Origin of the sequence: Corallococcus sp. RDP092CA (assembly GCF_041903675.1) — a bacterium.
Taxonomy (GTDB): domain Bacteria; phylum Myxococcota; class Myxococcia; order Myxococcales; family Myxococcaceae; genus Corallococcus.
Genome location: NZ_JAYESI010000004.1, coordinates 194,376 through 214,030, shown reverse-complemented (window position 1 = coordinate 214,030; position 19,655 = coordinate 194,376). Strand labels below are relative to the sequence as shown.

Annotated in this window: 14 protein-coding genes; 6 read left to right on the top strand and 8 right to left on the bottom strand. The window is 71.7% G+C overall.

Features of this window, described 5'->3' with window-relative positions; all coding sequences use genetic code 11:
- Positions 1–201 precede the first annotated feature (201 nt).
- The 4 genes from U8525_RS06965 to U8525_RS06950 all read right to left on the bottom strand — a co-directional run bounded on the left by U8525_RS06965 (position 202) and on the right by U8525_RS06950 (position 6,247).
- Positions 202–2,121: an AAA domain-containing protein gene (locus U8525_RS06965; protein WP_374262771.1), complete on the bottom strand. Its 1,920-nt coding sequence runs from the start codon at positions 2,119–2,121 to the stop codon at positions 202–204.
- A gap of 126 nt (positions 2,122–2,247) precedes the next feature.
- On the bottom strand, positions 2,248–3,120 hold the full coding sequence (locus U8525_RS06960; RefSeq protein WP_374262769.1) for a hypothetical protein: 873 nt from the start codon (positions 3,118–3,120) through the stop codon (positions 2,248–2,250).
- A 7-nt stretch (positions 3,121–3,127) separates the two neighbouring features.
- Positions 3,128–3,718 carry a DUF350 domain-containing protein gene (locus tag U8525_RS06955; RefSeq protein WP_374262767.1) on the bottom strand — a complete coding sequence of 197 codons (591 nt, stop codon included), beginning with the start codon at positions 3,716–3,718 and terminating at the stop codon, positions 3,128–3,130.
- A gap of 3 nt (positions 3,719–3,721) precedes the next feature.
- Positions 3,722–6,247: an HYR domain-containing protein gene (locus U8525_RS06950; RefSeq protein WP_374262764.1), complete on the bottom strand. Its 2,526-nt coding sequence runs from the start codon at positions 6,245–6,247 to the stop codon at positions 3,722–3,724.
- A 475-nt stretch (positions 6,248–6,722) separates the two neighbouring features.
- Between U8525_RS06950 and U8525_RS06945 the strand changes: the two genes are divergently transcribed.
- Genes U8525_RS06945 through U8525_RS06925 form a run of 5 tightly spaced genes read left to right on the top strand, consistent with a single transcriptional unit; the run spans position 6,723 to position 12,757 of the window.
- Positions 6,723–7,547: an AfsA-related hotdog domain-containing protein gene (locus tag U8525_RS06945; RefSeq protein ID WP_374262759.1), complete on the top strand. Its 825-nt coding sequence runs from the start codon at positions 6,723–6,725 to the stop codon at positions 7,545–7,547.
- Entirely contained in the window at positions 7,544–8,191 is a 648-nt protein-coding gene (locus U8525_RS06940; protein WP_374262755.1) for an isoprenylcysteine carboxylmethyltransferase family protein, read from the top strand. The genes U8525_RS06945 and U8525_RS06940 overlap by 4 nt, the downstream gene beginning before the upstream one ends.
- A complete protein-coding gene (locus tag U8525_RS06935; protein ID WP_374262752.1) occupies positions 8,179–9,141 on the top strand; it encodes an NAD-dependent epimerase/dehydratase family protein in 963 nt (320 codons plus the stop codon). Before U8525_RS06940 ends, U8525_RS06935 begins: the two co-directional genes overlap by 13 nt.
- A 14-nt stretch (positions 9,142–9,155) precedes the next feature.
- Positions 9,156–11,852 carry a PEP/pyruvate-binding domain-containing protein gene (locus tag U8525_RS06930; protein ID WP_374262749.1) on the top strand — a complete coding sequence of 899 codons (2,697 nt, stop codon included), beginning with the start codon at positions 9,156–9,158 and terminating at the stop codon, positions 11,850–11,852.
- Positions 11,853–11,863: 11 nt separating this feature from the next.
- Positions 11,864–12,757, top strand: coding sequence for a hypothetical protein (locus tag U8525_RS06925; RefSeq protein WP_374262746.1), 894 nt, complete (start codon positions 11,864–11,866; stop codon positions 12,755–12,757).
- Between the two features lie 219 nt (positions 12,758–12,976).
- Here U8525_RS06925 and U8525_RS06920 read toward each other — a convergent pair whose 3' ends face one another.
- Positions 12,977–14,305, bottom strand: a complete 1,329-nt coding sequence (locus tag U8525_RS06920) for an ArnT family glycosyltransferase (RefSeq protein WP_374262744.1) — start codon at positions 14,303–14,305, stop codon at positions 12,977–12,979.
- A gap of 164 nt (positions 14,306–14,469) precedes the next feature.
- Here U8525_RS06920 and U8525_RS06915 point away from each other — a divergent pair, with 164 nt between their 5' ends.
- Positions 14,470–16,560, top strand: coding sequence for a thioredoxin domain-containing protein (locus U8525_RS06915; protein ID WP_374262742.1), 2,091 nt, complete (start codon positions 14,470–14,472; stop codon positions 16,558–16,560).
- 25 nt (positions 16,561–16,585) lie between these two features.
- On the opposite strand, the gene U8525_RS06910 is transcribed toward U8525_RS06915, so the two are convergent.
- The 3 genes from U8525_RS06910 to U8525_RS06900 are packed head-to-tail and all read right to left on the bottom strand — an operon-like array spanning position 16,586 to position 19,624.
- Positions 16,586–18,115, bottom strand: a complete 1,530-nt coding sequence (locus U8525_RS06910) for a transglutaminase family protein (protein ID WP_374262739.1) — start codon at positions 18,113–18,115, stop codon at positions 16,586–16,588.
- A gap of 41 nt (positions 18,116–18,156) precedes the next feature.
- On the bottom strand, positions 18,157–18,633 hold the full coding sequence (locus U8525_RS06905) for a GNAT family N-acetyltransferase (RefSeq protein ID WP_374262737.1): 477 nt from the start codon (positions 18,631–18,633) through the stop codon (positions 18,157–18,159).
- Positions 18,524–19,624 carry a D-alanine--D-alanine ligase gene (locus U8525_RS06900; protein ID WP_374262734.1) on the bottom strand — a complete coding sequence of 367 codons (1,101 nt, stop codon included), beginning with the start codon at positions 19,622–19,624 and terminating at the stop codon, positions 18,524–18,526. The genes U8525_RS06905 and U8525_RS06900 overlap by 110 nt, the downstream gene beginning before the upstream one ends.
- Positions 19,625–19,655: the final 31 nt, after the last annotated feature.

Here is a 19,655-nt window from a genome sequence, read left to right as displayed (position 1 = left end):
GGATTCCCTCCGTGCTCCGAAAGGAAAGCAGTCTTCGTGCCGACCCCTGGGATGGGGCCAAATGCCTGATTTCCGGCCGTCCCCCACTCCCCCGGGCCGGGCGGGTGACAAATTTCGTTCAGCGATGCGACAAATTTCGCGCGGCCGACCCGCACTCCTTGCGTAGCCCCGCGGGGCGGCCCGGAGTCGTTGGGATGACAATCATTGTTCAGCCGGGTCCGGCCATTCCCAGGCCGAGCGGTAGCCGCCGTCCGCCTGGGTGCCCTCGATGAAGCGCGCGTAGAAGGGGTGGCTGCTGAGGGTGGCGGAGTCGCCCACGACGAACAGGTGCCGGCGGGCGCGGGTGAGGGCCACGTTCATGCGGCGCAGGTCGTTGAGGAAGCCCAGCTGCCCCTCCCCGTTGGAGCGGGTGAGGCTGACGAGGATGGCGTCCTTCTCCCGGCCCTGGAACGCGTCCACGGTGTCCACCTCCACCTCCGGGTGCACGGCCTCCAGCGCCTCGCGCAGGTGGCGGGCCTGGGCGCTGTAGGGGGCGATGACGGCGAGCTCGCGCGGGGCCAGGCCCCGCTGGAGGAGCTCCCGCGCGCGGGCGATGACGTAGGTGGCCTCGCCCGGGTTGAGGAGGCTGTGCGTGGTGGGCTCCACCTCTTCGTCGAAGCCCTTGCCCGCGGTGTCCAGGTAGAGCACCGGCGGGGCGTCCACCTCCTCGCCAGGGTCCAGCACCCCCGCGAGCGTGCGCCCAGCCACGGACGGGTGGGCGCGCAGCTCGCCGCCGTACAGCTCCTTCGACGGGAAGGCCATGATGGCGGCGTTCATCCGGTACTGCTCGCGCAGCATGCGCTTCACGTCGTCGCCGTGGTCCTGGAGCAGGCGCTCGAAGAGGCTGACGCCCAGGCCCGCCTTCGAGGCCTCCTGGGACAGCACGGTGGGCGGCAGCTGCTGCGGGTCCCCGGCGAGCACCACCCTGGGCGCGCGCAGGAAGCCCAGGAGGGCCAGCGGCTCGGTGGCCTGGGTGGCCTCGTCCAGGAGGGCGCGGTCGAACTCCTCGCCCGCGAGCACGCCGGAGCCCAGGCTCGCCAGCGTCACGCACACCACGTCCGCGCGGGCGAGCACGGCCTTCACGGCCTTCTTCTCCAGCTTGCGCGCCTCGTCCATCAGGTCCCTGGCCTCGGCGGTGGAGGAGCGGGCGTTGGCGAAGCGCTCGCGGCTGCGGCCCTGGCTGCGCTGGCGCCGCGCGTAGCCGAAGAGGTCGAAGGCCTCATCGAACAGGTCGCGGCTGACGACGCGGTCCGGGTGCTCCTCCACCACGATGTCCAGCGTGTGCTCCTGGAGGCGGGCGGCGACGCGCGCGGGGTGGCCCACGCGGAGGGCGCGCAGGCCCTGCTCCAGGCACAGCTCCAGCAGGTGGTCCACGGCGGCGTTGCTGGCGGCCGTGCACAGGAGGCGCTCCCCGCGCGCCACGGCCTGGGCCGCGACCTCGGCCAGCACGGTGGACTTGCCGGTGCCGGGCGGGCCGTGGACCAGGAAGAAGTCCTCCGCGGCGAGCGCGCGCCTCGCGGCGTCCTGCTGCTCCGGGTTGAGCGGGCGGGTGGGGGTGAAGTCCTTCGCGTTGTCGAAGCGCGGGGGCTCGTTGCCCAGCAGCACCTCGCGCTTGTGGCGCTCCTGGCCCTTGTCCATCGCCTTCACGCGCTGGAGGCCGGCGCGCACGCGCTCGTAGGTGACGTCGTTGGGGACGACGTCCAGGCGCAGGAGCCCCTCGGACAGGTAGGCGGGCGGCTCGCGGTCGAAGGCCAGCTGGATGCGGGTGGCGGTGGCGCGCGACACGAGCGCCTTCGCCGGCTCCTTCACCTCCGCGCGGCGGGGCAGCACCGCCACCAGGTCGCCGTTGGACACGCGCGTGGGCAGCTTCCCCCGGTCCGCGCGGGCGAGCGTGAGGAGGATGCGGCCGCCCAGGCCCACCTCCTCCTCGACGGTCTCCAGGTCCAGCACGGACAGGCCCTGCTCCTCGCGCTCGCGCAGGGTGAGCCCTTGCGCGAGCGCGGACATGCGGGCCTTCTCGGCCTCGCGCTCCTGGGCGAGCAGCGAGGCGAGCTTGTCGAAGAACGAGACGTCACGGGCCATGGCCCCGGGTCATGCCATCCCGGGGCGCCCGCCGTCACGGTCCGAGTGCTGGACCGCCCCGCCCGCTGACGTCGTCCACGGCGGTGCGGGCCGCTCGGATGCGGTCCCTCGAAGGGCCCGCGGCGCTCAGCCCTGCACGTCCGGCAGCGGCAGCACCCGCCACAGCCGCGGCTTGTCGTACTGCGGCGGAATCATCCCCAGCGGCCAGCCCTCCGCCGTGAGCTCCGCGTACTGGTACCCGCGCCCCCCGAAGGGGATGCGGGTGCCGGTGCCGGGCAGCCCCACGCCGATGGCCGCGTGCGCGAGCGCGTCCGAGTAGAGCATCACCGCGTCCACGCCCACCTGCCGCAGCAGCATCAGCGCCAGCACCGCCTTGGAGTCGCAGTCGCCCCGGTCCTGCGCGGGCACCAGCCCCGGCGGGACGATGCCGAAGGGCTCGTCCCCCGGCAGCTCGTAGCGGATGCGGCGCACGAAGCCGAGGATGAGCTCCGTGGCCTGCGCCGCGTCCAGGTCGCGCTCGCGGATGGAGGTGGCGAAGCGCTCGCCCAGCACGCGCACCGGCTCCGCGTTGCTGCGCATCAGCTCCGCGTAGATGCAGCGCATGTCCGTGCCGCAGCCCGGCGGCGCCACGTAGGTGAAGCGCTCCGGGCCCATGGCGCGGTAGCGCAGCCGCACGCTGTAGTCGCGGTGCGCCTGCTCCAGCCCGCGCTCCACCGCTTCGCCCAGGCCGTAGGCGAGCTGCTGACGGGCGGGCTCCAGGCCCTCCACGCGCCAGTCATAGGCCTTCGCGCGCTCGGGGGGCGTGTCCTCCGGCACCAGCACCACGCCCAGGTCCTTCGACGCCTCCTGGGGGTTGGCCGCGGGCACCTCCACCGCCGGCTTCGGGGCCTCGGCCAGCCGGCCCGCCTTGCGGGTCAGCACCAGCTCCCAGCTGGCGAAGGCCATGAGCGCGCCCGGCACCAGCAGCGACAGCAGCGTCTTCCACGAGCGAGCGGCCATGGCGGCTTCAGGCGGGCGCGCGCAGCATGCCGGCGGGGAGCTGCGGGAAGGGGATGAGCCCGTTGAGCGCGGCCTGGAGGCCCGGCGCGGTGAGCAGCGCGATGACCAGCAGGAAGGCGCACAGGAGCAGCGCGGCGGCGACGTTGCCCTTGCGCACCTCCGCCAGCTCCTCGATGCCCGGGGTCATCTTGTCGAACAGCCGCACGCCCAGGGCGAGCACCGCCACGCCCACCGCCAGCGACAGCGCCACGTGCACCAGCGCCAGCCCCAGCAACTGGAGCACCGCGATGGCGGACACGGGCGGGTTCTGCACCGCCAGGTCCACCGCGTCGCCCGTGGCCTTCAGCGCGTGCTGCACGAGCAGGCCCAGCGACACGAGGCTGGTCGCGTGCACCAGGCCCGCGGCGACGTTGCCCTGGCGCAGCTCCTCCACGGGGTGGCTGTCCAGCAGGCGGCTCAGGCCGCGCATGCCCAGGCCGATGCCGAGCGCGGCCACGAGGCCGCCGAGGACGACCTTCACGAGTCCGACGGCGAAGAGGGTGAGGTCCATGGGGCAGCGGGGACTGTAGCGGAAGTCCCCCTCGCCGCCACGGTCCATGACTCACGCGCGCGGCGTGCCGTCCTTCCGACGGCGGCCGAGCGTCCAGGCGAGGGCGAGGAGCGCGCCCCAGCCCCCCGCCGCGGACGGCCCGCTGCCCGCCGAGCAGCCCAGGCCCTGCCGCATGTCCGTCGTGGGGTCGTACTGCACGGTCAGGTGGAAGTTGCAGAGCGCCGCGTTGCCGGCCTCGTCCATGGCGGTGACCTGCACCGCGTGCAGGCCCGGCGCGAGCGGCGTGCCCACGGCGGGGCTGTAGGTGAGCTGCGTCGCGGAGACGGCGTCCTCGGCGGTGGCGGCCGGGTACTCCGCGCGGGTGCCGGACATCACCGCGGTGGTGAGCGTCTGGTCCTCCGGGCAGGTGAGCATGGGCGGGCGCGAGTCGCGCACCTGGACCTGGATCTCGCAGGTGCTGCTGTTGCCCGCCTCGTCGGTGCTGACCACCTGGACGCGGGTGAGGCCCAGCGGGAACAGGTCCCCGGACGCGTGCGTGCTGGTGACGGTGACCTGGGGGGAGAGGCTGTCGGTGGGCGTGAGGTCCGGCCAGGAGGCGTGCGCGCCCTCGGGGCCCTCCGCCTCCACGCGGACCTCGTTCACCTTGCAGGCGCCGCCGGGCGCCAGGGTGTCGCGCACGGTGACGGGGAAGGAGCAGGTGCTCTCGTTGCCGGACGCGTCCCTCGCCGTCACGTTCACCTGGGTGGTGCCCACGGGCAGCACGCTGCCGCTCCGCGGGCTGTAGGTGACGAGCACGTCCTGGCTCGTCTCGTCCGCGGTGCCCAGGTCCGGATAGTAGAAGGTGACGCCCCGGGGCGACTGCGCGCCCACGAGGAGCTCCGCCGGGCAGCCGGGCATCGCCGGCGGCGTCAGGTCCCGGGACGTCGTCACCGTGGTGCAGTACGTGACGCGGCCCTGATCATCCCCGGCCTGGTAGGTGATGGGGACGGGCTGATGGAGCGGGAGCAGGTGGCCGTCCACGAAGGAGGAGCGGATCCACGCGCGGTCCGGCCCGGTCCGCAGCTCGGGCTTGGCGTCGGGCAGCACCGTGCCCTCCGGACGGTTGGAGGGCACGTCCCGGGTGGCCGGGCACACGAAGGTCGGCGCCGCGCCATCCCGCTCCAGCCGCCACAGGGCGTGCGGCGTCCACGCGTCTCCCGCCGTCGTCAGCAGCGCGCCCTGGAAGGGCACCAGCCCCGCGGCCGTCGCGGCCGGCTGGCCTGAGGGCAGCCGCGTCAGCCGGGACGTGCCCGCGCCCGTGCCATCCGTGCGCCACAGCTCGCTTGCGCCCGCGCTCGTCGTGACGCTGAACGCGAGCCCGCCCTCCCACGCGGTCGCGCCGTTGATGAACGCGCGCTCGAACGGGGCGGGACGCGGAAGGCGCGCGGTGCCCTCCGGGGTACCGTCCGTCGCCCACAGCGTATCCCCGGCGACGGTGTCCTGGCCCACCACGTAGAGGCGGTTGCCCACGGGCAGGAGGCCGTGGCTCGTCCCCCCGAAGAGCGACCAGGGCTTCGTCATCACCGGCACGGTGCCGGCCTCGGTGCCATCCGTGCGCCACAGCGAGAAGCCCTCCGAGGTGTTCGCGGCGAAGAACAGCCTGTCGCCCAGCGCGGTGAGGCTGGCGAGGTGGTTCCCCGCGCCCTCGCGCGGAAAGTCCGCGACGCGCGCGGTGCCCTCCGCCGTGCCGTCGGACTTCCAGAGCGAATGGCCCTGCTGGTCGTTCTGGGTGGTGAAGTAGAGGAGGCCGCCCACGACGGTGAGGTCCCGGGGATACGCGCTGCCCGGGCCCGGCTTGAGGTCGCGCACCATCACGGTGCCGGCCTCGGTGCCATCCGTGCGCCACAGCTCCTCGCCCGCGGGGCCATACGCGGAGAAGTAGGCGGCGCCTCCCATGAGGACGAAGCCGCTGGACGCCACGGCGCTGAAGTCCGCGGAGAGGCCCTTGACCGGCACGGTGCCCGCTTCGGTGCCGTCCGACCGCCACAGCTCCGTCTGCGAACCACCCGCGCTCAACGCGGCGAAGAGCACGCCGTCCCCGAAGGGGATGATCGGCGCCTGGTAGTCGATGCCATGGGGCTTGCCGGGGCTGAGCTCGCGCGTCAGGTGCGTCCCCTCGCGCGTGCCATCGCTCGTCCACAGCTCCAGGCCGCTGTCTGGCGTCCTCGCGGCGAAGAACAGGCGGTGGGGTGTGGCGCGCAGCGATGTCGAGTCGAGGCTCGTCGAAGGCGGAAGCCACTCCTGGAGCGAACGGGTGCCCTGGGCCGTGCCGTCGGTGACCCAGAGCTCGAAGGCCGAGCTCGAGGTCCCCGCGGCGTAGACGTTGGAGACGAAATACAGGCGCCCGTCGAGCTCCACGGAGGCACGCGAAGAGAGGCGGTAGGGGGAGCGCGGGAAGACGGCCTCGCCGGTGAGGTCCGCCACCCGGCGCACCGTCATCGGATCCATCCCGGCGGCGTCACCCTGCGCGAACGTCGGGCCCGCGCCCACCACCAACGCCAACGCCGAAAGCCACGCACGACCGCTGACCGTCCCCATGCCTGTCCCTCCACGCCCGCTGCGCCAACGACCCGTACAGAGGGCGCACCCTCATCACGCACCCGCCGGGCTACAACCCGCGCCCTGGCCGACTGTCAGGCAGGTTGCGCCCCGCGGTGGTTCCACCGGGGGCAGGTGTTCACAACCGGCCGCTCCCCTCGGATGCGCACACGGGGCGCCAGTCCGTCGGCGTGCCCCCGCGACGGGCCCCCTCTACCTGGGGGGTGGTGGAGGGAAGCTGGTGGCGCGGGTCCGCTGCACACGGGACCCTCCCGCGGAGCAGGGAAGCCCTCACGCGCGCCGGCCGGCTCAATCCAAGACGCAGTTCGCGACGTGTCGTGATGGTTCATGAGACAGACTCGCGAATCCCTCCGGGTCTCATCGCTCGCCTCGTGAGCGCGGGCCTTCCCTGGTTCTCGTGTTGAGAGATCGCGATTCCTAGACTGCCTGTCCCCTCAGCTGGAGAAAGGCAGACATGGATTCCGAACCCAGTCATCCCGAGCGCCGCTTGCGGGTGGCGTCGCCGGAGGGCGTCCCGTTCCTGCTCGTGCCGGCGGCCCTTGTTCGGGAGGTCGAGCACCCCTGCCGCATCCCGGTGAAGGACGTGGAGGAGGCGGAGTTCCTGGCCGCCGCGCTCCAGGAGCACTGCGGCGTGTACCTGGGCGCGCGGGCCGCGGAGTTCCCCGCGCTGGCGGAGTGGGCGGACGCCACGCCGGTGGGCGTGCGCGTGGGCGACCCGTGGAAGAAGGACCCTCCCAAGAACGTCTCCGAGCTGCTCGCCCGCATCCCGGTGCGCAACCCCGTCTCGGCGGGCCGGCAGTCCTTCAGCGAGGCGGAGCAGGCCCGTCCGCTGGAGCGCATCGATCCGGTGCTCGTGCACAAGCGCGACCCGGCGAATGTGCTGCTCGCCAACGCGTGCCGGGTGGGGGCGCTCCAGCAGTTCAACGCCTTCACCGAGTCCCCGGAGTTCCTCTTCGACCATCCCTCCGGACACGTGCAGGGCATGCTGCTCACGGAGCTGGCGCGGCAGGCGAGCATCGCGGCCATCCACGGCGCGGGGCTGCCGCTGGACTGGTCGCTCATCATGATGCGCCTGTCGCTGGAGTTCCGGCGCTTCGTGCGCAACGACGTGCCGGTGATCATCCGCGCCTTCGTGAGCTTCCGGCTGCCGGAGTGGGCGGGGCCGGTGCGCAGCGTCGGGAAGCGCAGCCGCATGTGGATCGCCGTGCAGGGCTGGCAGGAGGACACCTGCTGCTTCTCCGGCCTCATTGGCGCGCTGAGCGCGAGGGAGGCGTCATGAAGGGCCTGCACCGGTGGATGCCCACGCTGCTGCTGGTCGCGGGGGTGGGGTTGTTGATTCCGCTCGGCATCCGGCAGGTCCTGCGCACGCCGGAGGACAGCCGGCCCATCGCGGGGCTGATGCTGGGCCTGTACCTGACGTGGATGCTGGTGGAGGGCCGGGTGACGCTGCGCGAGACGCGCAAGCCCACCGCGGAGCGGGACAGCGCCACGCTGGAGCTGTATGCCATTGCGCGGCTCATGACCCTCCTGCTCGCGGTCGCGCTCCCCGCGCTGGCGCTGGGGCCCGTGCCGCGCGCGGTGGGGCTGTCCTGCTTCATCGCGGGGGTGGCGCTGCGGCTCACGGCCATCCGCACGTTGGGGAAGGCCTACTCGCACCGGGTGCGGCTGCCGGACGCGAGCCTGCTCGTGACGGAGGGCGTGTACCGCGGGCTCCGGCATCCGGCGTACACGGGCATGCTGCTGGCGCACGTGGGGTACCTGCTGGTGTTCCCCGCGGTCGCGGGCATCGCGGTGTTCGCGCTGCTGTTCGTTCCGGCGGTGCTCCTGCGCATCCGGCACGAGGAGCGGCTGCTGCTGGGCTCCTTCCCGGGCTACGCCGAGTACGCGGCGAGCCGCAAGCGGCTGGTCCCATGGGTCTGGTAGGCGGCTTCGGCGTCGTGCTCACGGGCGCGACGGGCATGGTGGGCCAGGCGTTCCTGCGACAGCGCGGAGCGCATCCCGTGCACGCGCTGGTGCGCTCGCCCGACGGCCGTGAGTGGGGAGCCGGGGTGCACGTCGTGCGGGGAGACCTGCACCGCATCCCGGACGCGCTGTTCCCGGCGTCCCCGTATGTCGTCCTGCACCTCGCCACGAAGCAGCGGGACACCGACGGCACGGGCTTTGAATGGACGAACGTGGAGGGGACGCGGCGGCTCCTGTCGAGGCTCACCGGGGACTGCCGGGGCGTCCTCTTCGGCAGCTCCATGTCTGTCTATGGCGCGGGCCCGCACGAGGGCGTCAGGGAGGACCATCCGCTCCGGCCCGTCACCGCGCTGGCCCGTTCGCGCGTGGCGGCGGAGGAGGTCGTCACGGAGCACGCGGTCCGGAAGGGGCTGCACGCGGCGCTCCTCCGCCCGCGCTTCCTGCTCGGGCGGGGGGACCGGTTCGTCCTGCCCGCGATGGTGAGGCTGCTGAAGCGGGGCGTGCAGCTGGGGGGTGACGGGGTGGGGTGCTCGGTCATCGACGTGGATGACCTGGGGCGCATCCTCTGGGGGCTCGCGCGCCGGATGGTGGAGGCGCCGCGCCCCGAGCAGCAGGCGTTCAACGTCGCGTACTCGCGCCCGCTGCTGCGCGGGGAGCTTCTGGGCACGGTGGCCCAGGGGCTGGGGCTGCCCCGGCCCACCGTGAAGGTCCGTGCGCCCGGTTGGCTCCCGAGCATTCTGCGGGAGGTCCCCAGCCGGAGGGCCCGGGCGACGGCGGAGCGTCTGGAGTTGCTGGTCCATTCACAGTGTCTGGATGTCTCGCGGCTCGCGGCGGTGCTCGGGCCGGGGGGCCTGTTGGAGCGGTCCCCGGTGGATGCCCTGCGCAGCGCGCTCAATGACTTTCGTTCCTGAAGGAAATCCCTGCCATGTCCTCGTCTCCTCCCCTCGTGTCCATGACAGAGGCCAGCGATCCGCAGCAGGTCGGCCAGAAGTTCGCGCGTCAGCAGCTCCTGGCGCGGCATGGCTTCCCGGTCCCCGAGTTCTTCTGCCTCACCACCGCGATGTTCCAGGAGGTGGCGCGTCCGCTCCAGGCCGCCATCGACGGGCTCACCACGGCCGTGGACCGGACGTCGCATCAGGACATCCGCCGCGTCGCGGAGGAGATTGAACAGCGCTTCCTCCAGGTGCCCCTGGGGGCGGCGCGAGAGGCGTCCATCCTGGAGGCCTTCGACCGGACGTTCGGCGCGAACGGGCTGGTGGCCGTGCGGGCCTCCGTGGTGGGGCGGGCGCTGGAGGAGAGCGAGGACTCGGAGACGGATCCGTTCGCGGGCGTGAGCTCCACGTTCCTCTATGTGCGGAGGGACGCGCTGTTGGAGCGCATCCGCCGCTGCTGGGCATCCGGTTACACGCCGGAGGGGCTCATCTACCGGCTCGCGCAGGGGCGGGACGTCCGGGGGCTCATGGTGGCGGTGGGGGTGCAGCGGATGATCCCTGGCCGCCGCTCGTTCGTGGCCTTCACGTGCGACCCGAAGACGACCGAGCGGCGCACGCTGGTCGTCGCGGGGCATGGCATTGGAGAGGGCGTGGTCCAGGAGAAGGTGGGCGTGGACCATTACTTCATCCACTCGGAGACGGGCCGAATCGACCGGCAGCTGGCGCACAAGGCGGACATGCTCTGTGAGCACCCCGAGCCGGGAGGTGCGCTGGTCCGCCAGCCCGTGCCAGCGCACTTGCGGGAGGCGCCATGTCTCACGGACGAGGAGCTGACGCGGCTGGCCAGGATGGCGGGGGAGATCGAGCGCACCTTCGGGGTCCCGCAGGACATCGAGGGCACGTTCACGGAGGACGGCACGCTCCATGTGTTGCAGGCGAGGCCCATCGCCTTCGACTTCCGGAAGATCCGTGTGTGGGGTTGCGGCAACGTCTCGGAGAGCTTCCCGGGCGTCACCACGCCGCTGACGTACTCGCTGGCCAGCTACTTCTACGAGGTCATCTTCTACGACCTGTTGCGCCGCATGAAGGGCGCGAGCGCGAGGGCCCTGCACGACCAGACGCCCGCGTTCCAGAACATGCTGGGGTTCATCGACGGGCGGGTCTACCACTCGCTGTCGAACCTGATGCACGTCAATGGCATCAACCCCTTCATCGCGCTCACCGCCATGCGGGACCTGGAGGACGTGCTCCAGCGGGACGCGTCGCTGGTCATCCGGCTGCCGGGCCACCGCGAGAGCTTTCCCAACACCGCGAGCTACGCGTACGCCCTGGGGCGCTCCGCGCTGGGCGCGCTGACGGTCACCGCGACGTTCCAGCGGGACTTCGACGCGTTCGCCGCCTGGTGGAAGCGGACGCTCGCGGAGCTCCGGGCCCTGCCCGTGGAGCGGGAGGACCCGCTCGTCCTCATCCATCACTTCCGGCGCGTCTGGACGGAGGTGGGGAACTGGTGGGGGCTGACGCTCATCAACCACTGGTACATCAACACCTGCTTCGGACTGGCGCGCAGGCTGTTGCTCAAGTGGACCGGCGAGGACCCCAGCGCGTTGCTGGTGGGGCTGATGTGCGGGGCGGAGCCGGACGCGGGCACCCACGCGCTGCTCTCCGCGGTGGCGCTCGCGGAGCAGGTGCGCGCGGATCCCGCGCTGGCGAAGCGCTTCGATGAGGGGGAGGCGGAGGCGCTCTGGCGGAGCATCGATGCGGGAGAAGCGCCGCCCGCGTTCGCTCGCGCCTTCCGCGAACACCTGAGCGAGTTCGGGGACCGGGGCGTGCAGGAGCTGAACGTCGAGCGTCCGAACCTGCGGGACACGCCGTGGGACCTGGTGCGAGTCATCCAGTCCTACGCGCGCACGTCCGTCACGCGTGAGGCGTTGAGGACGTCCGACAGGGCGAGGCGCACGGAGGCGGAGGCGCAGCTCGCCACGCTCCTCCAGGGGCACCCGCTGCGGAAGCTGGCCATCGAGCTGCTCCTGGAGCGGCTGCGGATGGTGATTGGTCTGCGCGAGGACAGCCGGTTCTGGCGGGGCCAGCTCTTCGGCTTCAGCAAGCAGGTGTTCGCGGCGTTGGGGCAGCGGATGGCGGAGCGGGGCGTGCTCGACGCACCGCCGGACGCGCATTACCTCACGATGCGCGAGGTGCTGGACCACTTCGAGGGGCGGAGCGTCACGAGGAACCTGGGCGAGCTCGCGCGGCTGAGGAAGCGGGAGCAGCAGGACAACCAGGAGCGCCAGCCGCCGCGGGACTTCACCACGGTGGGCAGCGTGGCGGACGGCATTCCCAGGGCGGTGGAAGCGGCCGGTGATGACGTCTCGCTGTTCAAGGGAATCGGCTCCAGTGCGGGCATCGTGGAGGGGACCGCGCGCATCGTGCTGGACCCGGGCGCGGTGGGCACGCTGGGCAAGGACGACATCCTCATCGCGAAGGAGACGGACCCGGGCTGGCTGTTCCTGATGCTGGCGTCGGGAGGCATCGTGGTGGAGCGCGGCAGCATGCTGTCGCACACGGCCATCGCGGGCCGGAAGTTCGGCATCCCCACGGTGGTGGGCGTGGCGAACGCGACGACGCGCATCCCCGACGGCGCGAGGGTGCGGGTGGATGGCTCCACGGGCACGGTGACGCTGGTGGCGGCGTGAGCAGGACCGTCATGGAGCGGGCACGTGCGACGGTGCGCTTCTCGGTGCAGCGTTACCCGCCGCTGTTCTACCTGCTGGTGATTTCGCTCTGGTGCGTGTGCCTGGACGGGATGTTCGGGGTGCTCGACGGGGCAGGGGGATTGGCGTTCTCCCCGGACCTGCTGCACGTCGCGCTGAGCATCTTCGGCGTGGGCTACTTCATGCGCATCGTGGATGAGCTGCGGGACTACGAATACGACCGGGTCCACAACCCGGACCGGGGGCTGGCGAAGGGGGACGTCAGCTTCGGGGACCTGTACGTGGCGCTGGGGCTCGACGCGGCCGTATTGCTCGGGACGAACCTGGCGGTGTCCTGGGTGCGGGCCGCCATCCTGTTGGGCATCATGGTGCACGCGCTGGTGCTCTGGTGGCTGGAGAAGCACAGCGTCGCGTACCAGCGCAGCATGTTCCTGATGATTGGAATCGCCATCCAGCTCCACGTGGGCCACGGCCTCTACGTCTGGGTGGCGCACGCGGAGCGCACCGGAAGGCCGCTGAATCCGCTGGGGCTGCTGGCCATCCTGGGGATGGTCTTCCTGTACCTGCATTGGGAGGTGATGCGGAAGACCGCGTGGCCCGGGACCACGAAGCCAGGGGAGAAGCTGTACTCCGACGAAGCGGGGGCCGCGGCGAGCGCGGTGATTGCCTTCACGGTGATGGCAGGAGCATCGGGGCTCTTCGTGGGCCTCACGAAACCCTGGCAAGCACGCCCCATGGGCTGGCTCTTCCTGCTGCCCCTGGGAATGGCGGTCATCAACCTGACGCTGTTCTTCAAGCAGCGCAGACCCCGCACACTTTCAGGGCGGCTGGCGGCCCGGAGCTACTTCGCGTTCCTCTTCGTCATGTTGTTGCGGGCTGCGAGCTGAGGTGTATCCACGATACGCGTCATGGATGGCCGCGAGCAGGTCCCACGCCTCACGTGACGAACCCTTGAGCGCAGCCGACATGTCACGGCTGCGTCCAGCTTGTCTTCCCCCCGGAGCTCCTGGGACGCTCCGGAGGGACACGTCGTCCGCACCGCATCCTTTGCGCCCGAGGCCTCCACACTGGGTTTGGAATGTGTTGGGCGGCGTGGGTGGAAGACTTCAGTCTGGCTTCAGGCTTTGCATCCGCCACACCGTGAACGTGTGCAGCCTGCGTCCCCGGAACACCCCCGTGAGCTTCACGGGCCCTTCCACGGAGCCAAAGCGTTGCACCAGCTCCTCCGGCGGCGCCGCGCCGTTCTCCGAACACCACAGCACATCCTGCCCGGGCTTCAACTCCAGCTCAGGCCACAGGTCGTACTGGCTCTTGCGCCGTGACGGGCCCACCGTGTCCGTCTCCACGCCCGCCGTGTACGCCACCTGCGACGCCAGCTGGTACGTGGGCGCGTAGACCGCAGTGGGCCCCGGCGCCATGCCCGGGAACAACTGCTCGGGCCTGCGCAGCCGCTCCAGCACGCCCCAGCCGTGCGTCCTCGCCAGCACCACGTCGCGCTCGAACGTCAGCACCGGGAACAGCAGGTGCGACGTCACCGCCAGCACCACCGCCATCCCGCTCCACGCCGCCGCCCGCTGCCACGCCGGCCGCATCCCCGCAACGCCAATGCACGCCGCCACATACGCCGCCGCCGGCCAGTTGGCCTCGCCCCGCGTCTTCGCCGCCGCGTAGCCGAAGAACAGCAGCGGAATCACCGCCGCCATGCGCAGCAGGAACTGCTCCCTCGGGCCACGCACCGCGTACACCAGCGCCAGCGGGAACAGCACCGGCCCGCCCATGGCGAGCTGCCCCGCCAGGTACTCGCCGAACGTGGCCCAGCCGCCGCTTCCGCCCAGGCCGTGGTTCAGCTGGAACTTGAACCCCACCTGGTCATGGCTCGCGTTCCACAACACCACCGGCAGGAAGCACAGCAACCCGAGCCCCGCCGTGAGCCACGCGCCCCTGGGCAGCCGCCGCGCCCGCAGCGCCGCCACCATGAACGCCAGCCCCAGCAGCACGGACGGATACTTCGACAAGAGCGCCAGGCCACACGTCAGCCCCGCCAGCACCCACTTCTCGCGATACAGCGCCCACAACCCCAGCGCCCAGAACAGCAGCATCGGCGAGTCCGGCGTGGCCCAGACGCCGGAGAGGATGCCCACCGGCACCGCGCTCCACAGCGCCACGGCCCGCCACGCCGCGTCGCGCGAGCGATACACGTCCAGCGCGAGCCCCCACACCGCCACGCCCGTCCCCAGCCCGCACAGGAGCGCCGTCCCCCGGATGCCCAGCGCCGCGATGAGCCACGCCACCATCGGCGGATGGTCGAAGTAGCCCCAGGCCAGATGCCGGGCCCATTGCCAGTAGTAGGCCTCGTCGAAGTAGACGTCCGTCCCCAGCGCCAGCGCGAGCCGGACCGCCACGCCCAGCGCCACCAGGACGAGACACGCCTTCATTCCCGGGCCGGGGCTGGCGGAGTGGGCGGACGCACGCACGCCCCCGGACAAAGCGCACCGGAGGGCCGTTGGCCAGCGAGGAGTGAGGCCATTTCAGCTTGCCCCCGCGAACCCAGGCTCACAATGTGAAGGGCCGCGAAGCCGCGGCGAACCGGGAGTACCCCATGGACGACCATCCCCCCTCTGGACACACCAACCGTCTGGCCCGGGAGCCGTCGCCGTACCTGCGCCAGCACGCCACGAATCCCGTGGACTGGTTCCCCTGGGGGGAGGAAGCCCTGGCCCGCGCCCGCGCCGAGCACAAGCCCATCCTGCTCTCCGTCGGCTACTCCGCGTGCCACTGGTGCCACGTCATGGCCCACGAGTCCTTCGAGGACCCCGACATCGCGCGCCTGATGAACGACGGCTTCGTCAACATCAAGGTCGACCGCGAGGAGCGCCCCGACCTGGATCAAATCTACCAGGGCGTCGTGCAGCTGATGGGACAGGGCGGGGGCTGGCCCCTCACCGTGTTCCTCACCCCGGACCTGCGCCCGTTCTACGGCGGCACCTACTTCCCGCCCTCGGACCGCTACGGCCGGCCGGGCTTCCCGCGCCTGCTCTCCGCGCTGCGCGACGCCTGGGAGCACAAGGCGGAGGACATCGAGGAGCAGGCCCGGCGCTTCCAGGAGGGCCTGGGCGAGCTGTCCACCCACGGCCTGGACGCCGCCCCCGCGCACCTGTCCGCGGAGGACATCGTCGCCATGGGCCACGCCATGCTGAAGCGCATGGACCCGGTGAACGGCGGCTTCGGCGGCGCCCCCAAGTTCCCCAACCCCATGAACATCGCGCTCCTGCTGCGCGCGTGGCGGCGCGGCGGCGGGGAGCCCCTGAAGGCCGCGGTGTTCCGCACCCTGGAGCGCATGGCCCTGGGCGGCATCTACGACCAGCTGGGCGGCGGCTTCCACCGCTACTCCGTGGACGAGCGCTGGCGGGTGCCCCACTTCGAGAAGATGCTCTACGACAACGCCCAGCTCCTGCACCTGTACTCGGAGGCGGAGCAGGTGGAGTCCCGGCCCCTCTGGCGCAAGGTCGTGGAGGAGACCGTCGAGTACGTCCGCCGCGAGATGACCGACCCGGCCGGCGGCTTCTACGCCACGCAGGACGCGGACAGCGAAGGCGAGGAGGGGAAGTTCTTCGTCTGGCGCCCCGAGGAGGTCCGCGCGGCCCTGGCCGTGGGCCAGCAGGCGGACACCGTGCTGCGCCACTTCGGCATCCAGCCGGGGGGCAACTTCGAGCACGGCGCCACGGTGCTCGAGGTCGTCGTCCCCGCGGAGCAGCTCGCGAAGGAGCAGGGCCGCCCGGTGGAGGCGGTGGAGCAGGAGCTGGCCGAGGCGCGCCGCGTCCTCTTCCTCCTGCGCGAGCAGCGCGTGAAGCCCGGCCGCGACGACAAGATATTGGCGGGCTGGAACGGCTTGATGATCCGCGGGCTCGCGCTGGCCTCGCGCGTGTTCAACCGCCCGGACTGGGCGAAGCTGGCGGCGGGCGCGGCGGACTTCGTGCTCGCGAGGATGTGGGACGGCAAGCGGCTCTTGCGCTCGTACCAGGACGGCCAGGCCCGCATCGACGGCTTCCTGGAGGACTACGGAGACTTCGCCGCCGGGCTCACCGCGCTCTACCAGGCCACCTTCGACGCGAGGTACCTGGACGCGGCGGACGCGCTCGCGCACCGCGCGGTGGAGCTGTTCTGGGACGAGGAGAAGCAGGCGTACCTCTCCGCGCCCCGGGGACAGAAGGACCTGGTGGTGGCGGCCTTCTCCCTCTTCGACAACGCGTTCCCCTCCGGCGCGTCCACGCTGACGGAGGCGCAGGTGACGCTCTCCGCGCTCACCGGCGACGTGTGCCACCTGGAGTACCCGGAGCACTACGTCGCCAGGCTGCATGACCAGCTGGTGCGCAACCCCATGGGCTACGGCCACCTGGGGCTGGCGGCGGACGCGCTGGTGGACGGCGCGTCCGGCGTCACCTTCGCGGGGACCCGCGAGGCCGTGGCCCCGCTGCTGGCCGCCGCCAACCGCACCTACGCGCCGGTGTTCTCCTTCGGCTGGAACGACCCGGGCTCCGCTCCGCCCGCGCGCCTCCAGGAGCTGTTCGCGGGCCGCGACCCGGTGGAAGGGAAGGGCGCCGCGTACCTCTGCCGCGGCTTCGTCTGCGAGCGGCCCATCACCGAAGCGGGCCTGCTCGCCGGGCGGCTGGTGGCGGCCCCGGGCCGCTGACGCGGCCCCCGGGGGCGCGCGGGGGCTACTTCACGTCCGTGACCTGGAGCGACCCGATGAGGGGCGTGATCTCCGCGTTCCCCTCGTAGCCCACGTAGAAGTGCGTGGCGTCCGCGACGGGCTGGTTGAACGTGGGGTCCAGCTGGGTCCACTCCCCGACCCAGGCCTCCACCCACTCGTGCCAGTACAGCGCGGGCACGCCGTCCGAGTTCACCATGTAGATGACGCCGTCCACGCGGCGCGCGGGGATGCCGGACGCGCGCAGCATGGCCACCGTGAGCAGCGAGTGCTCCGTGCAGTCGCCCTTCTTCTGGCGCAGCACGTCCGTGGCCCGGTCCGCGCTGGCGCCGTAGTCCTTCTGCAGGTTGCTGTAGACCCACGCGGACAGCATCCGCGCCGCCGTGTACGCGTCCTTCTCCTCGCGGATGATGCTCTTCGCCTGCGCCTTGATGGCCGGCGCCTCCGACTCCACCGCGAGCGTGGACTTGAGGTTCTCACCCCCGTCCGGGTCCGCCACCGGCCGGGGCAGGCGGCCCTTGGGCGCGGGCGGCGCCGCCGTCACCGTCACCTCCACGCGCCCGTCCGGCAGCCGCTGATACTTCTGCCGGTACGTGTCCTGCTGGAACTTCTCCGGCAGGTTCTTCATCACCAGCTTCACCTGGCCGGGCACCTCGCGCGCCTTCGCGGGCAGCGGCTTGGGCAGCACCACGCGCGTGAGGCCGAACACCTCCACCAGGTCCAGCCGCTTCGCCACCGCCTCGGACTCGGCGCGCGCCTGCATGGTCTGGCCGAAGTCCACGCGCACCATCTTGCCGTCCGTCGTCAGGAGCGAGAGCACCGGCACCTTCTCCTTGTCCGACAGCGTGCTCACCCGCGACAGCTTCGCCTTCACGCCGCCCAGCACCTGCTCCTCGGGCGCCTCCACCGTCGTGACGGTGCGGTAGCCCTCCAGGTCGGTGCCGTCCAGCGCCACGCCCTCCACCTTCTGGCCGCGCAGGAGCGCCACGCGCGCCTGGTCCGCGTCCTCCACCGTCTCCTTGGGCAGGGGCAGCGGCTTGAGCAGCTCGTCCGGCTGGCCCGGGCGCTTGCGCACCACGCGCAGGGCGTCACCCGTCACCGTGCCCACCAGCTCGTTGTCCCCGCCGTCGCCCTTCTGCGTGACGGTGAAGGACAGCAGCCTGCCGCCCGGCTTCGCTTCGTAGACGCGCACCTCGCGGTGCACGCGCTCCGACACGCGCGTGCCCACCTGCGCCTTGAAGATGAGCTCGTTGATGCTCTGGGCCTTGTGGCCCGGCAGCACCGTCAGGTCCGTGAAGAACCAGCCCACCTTCTTGTCCATCAGGTACAGGCCGAAGTACTCGCCGCCCTTGGGGCGCGGGGCCTTCAGCGCGTCGGACAGCTCCTGGGCCTGCGGGGCCTGGGCGGTCTTCGCCTGGGCCTTGGCCGCCGCGGCCTTCACCTGGTTCTTCAGCGCGGGGGCCTGGGCCCAGGCCGCGGAGGGCGCCCCCGTCAGCAGGGCGAGCAGGCTCAACAATCCCAGACGGGTGCGTCGCATCGGTCGGTTCCTGGAAGGCATGGGCCCCCTCCTGATGAGGACTACAGGCGCTTGGTCAGGATGATGAGGTCATCCCCCTGCTTGTAGAAGTCGCGGATGCGCGCCTCCTCGCCGTACTTCATGGACGCGTAGAAGCCGCGCGTGGGGCCGTAGGCCTCCGTGGCGCTCGTCTCCACGCGGATGATGCGCGCCTTGCGGCGACGCAGGTCGCCCTCCATGGCGGAGATCAGCGCCGCGCCCACGCCCTGGCCCCGCACCTCCTGCGCGGAGGCGATCCAGTACAGGTCGAAGGTGTGCTCCGTCATCGGCGTGGGGCCGTAGCAGCAGTAGCCCACCAGCCCGCCGCCGTCCTGCCCGCGGTCCGCCACGAGGATGGAGTAGTCCCGGTTGCCCGCCGTGAGCGCGGTGTCAACCAGCTCGATGGCGCAGTCCTGCTCCTCCTGCGAGAAGGTTTCGATTCGCCGGATCAGCGCGGCGAGCGGTTCCCGGTCCTTTCTTTCGAGTGTGCGGATTTCCATGGGCTCTTTCGAGAGCGACCTCCACGAGTCGCGAGGCCAGGGTCGCGTAGTCCATCCCAGCGGCCTGCGCCGCCTTCGCGAACCCCGCGGCCGGGTGCAGGTCGCAGTTGGGGTTGATGTCGATGACGTACGGCACACCCTCGGGCGACACCCGAAGGTCCACGCGTCCATAGTCCTGGCAATCCAGCGCTGCAAATGCTTCCAGCGCTGTCTGGATGCAACGCGCTTCCTGCACTGCGTCGAGCCGGCAGGGGCCCGTGGGCGAGTCCCGGTACTCCGGCGACCCCACCTCCCACTTGGCCCGGTACGACACGATGTTCGGCCGGTCGTCGAAGGCGCGGCCGAAGTGGATCTCCGTGAGCGGCAGCGCCTGTCGCGGGCTGTTGCCCAGCAGCGGAACGTAGACCTCGCGTCCCGGGATGAACTGCTCCACGAGCGCGGGCTGGTGGAAGGTGCGCAGCACGGACTCACACGCCCGCACGAGCGCCGCGCGCTCCGTCACCACCGAGTCGAAGTCCATGCCCACGCTGGCGTCCTCGCGCGCGGGCTTCACGATGAGCGGCCAGGGCAGGTCCACGGCCAGCGCGTCCTCGCGCTTGCGCACGACGCGGGAGGCGGGGGTGGAGACGCCGTGGGCGCGGAGCACGTCCTTGGCCTTGGGCTTGTGCAGCGCCAGGCCCAGCGAGAGGGCGGACGAGCCGGTGTACGCCACGCCCAGCGCGTCCAGGAGGCAGGGGACGGCCATCTCCCCGCGGCTGTCGGCGGCCAGCGACTCGCAGAGGTTCACCACCAGGTCGGGCTGGAGGAAGCGCAGCGTCTCCACGAAGTCCAGCCGGTCGCCCTCGACGGCGAGCGGCTCGGCGACCACGCCGTCCCGGTGGAGCGCCTGGGCCAGGCTTTCGGCCACCCGGACCACGTCCTCGCGGGCTTCGCGCCCCGGGTCGTCCTCGAGGAGGTCGTGGTCACGATTGTGCAGCAGGATGATGTGCATTCGGAGTGGCCCGAGGGTTAGCACGTCCCCA

Excerpts from the sequence above, each read along its gene's own strand:
- U8525_RS06905 (WP_374262737.1), bottom strand. The coding sequence starts at position 18,633 with ATGGAAATCCGCACACTCGAAAGAAAGGACCGGGAACCGCTCGCCGCG.
- U8525_RS06940 (WP_374262755.1), top strand. The coding sequence starts at position 7,544 with ATGAAGGGCCTGCACCGGTGGATGCCCACGCTGCTGCTGGTCGCGGGG.
- U8525_RS06920 (WP_374262744.1), bottom strand. The coding sequence starts at position 14,305 with ATGAAGGCGTGTCTCGTCCTGGTGGCGCTGGGCGTGGCGGTCCGGCTC.
- U8525_RS06945 (WP_374262759.1), top strand. The coding sequence starts at position 6,723 with ATGGATTCCGAACCCAGTCATCCCGAGCGCCGCTTGCGGGTGGCGTCG.
- U8525_RS06960 (WP_374262769.1), bottom strand. The coding sequence starts at position 3,120 with ATGGCCGCTCGCTCGTGGAAGACGCTGCTGTCGCTGCTGGTGCCGGGC.
- U8525_RS06930 (WP_374262749.1), top strand. The coding sequence starts at position 9,156 with ATGTCCTCGTCTCCTCCCCTCGTGTCCATGACAGAGGCCAGCGATCCG.
- U8525_RS06900 (WP_374262734.1), bottom strand. The coding sequence starts at position 19,624 with ATGCACATCATCCTGCTGCACAATCGTGACCACGACCTCCTCGAGGAC.
- U8525_RS06965 (WP_374262771.1), bottom strand. The coding sequence starts at position 2,121 with ATGGCCCGTGACGTCTCGTTCTTCGACAAGCTCGCCTCGCTGCTCGCC.
- U8525_RS06935 (WP_374262752.1), top strand. The coding sequence starts at position 8,179 with ATGGGTCTGGTAGGCGGCTTCGGCGTCGTGCTCACGGGCGCGACGGGC.
- U8525_RS06955 (WP_374262767.1), bottom strand. The coding sequence starts at position 3,718 with ATGGACCGTGGCGGCGAGGGGGACTTCCGCTACAGTCCCCGCTGCCCC.
- U8525_RS06915 (WP_374262742.1), top strand. The coding sequence starts at position 14,470 with ATGGACGACCATCCCCCCTCTGGACACACCAACCGTCTGGCCCGGGAG.
- U8525_RS06950 (WP_374262764.1), bottom strand. The coding sequence starts at position 6,247 with ATGGGGACGGTCAGCGGTCGTGCGTGGCTTTCGGCGTTGGCGTTGGTG.
- U8525_RS06910 (WP_374262739.1), bottom strand. The coding sequence starts at position 18,115 with ATGCGACGCACCCGTCTGGGATTGTTGAGCCTGCTCGCCCTGCTGACG.
- U8525_RS06925 (WP_374262746.1), top strand. The coding sequence starts at position 11,864 with ATGGAGCGGGCACGTGCGACGGTGCGCTTCTCGGTGCAGCGTTACCCG.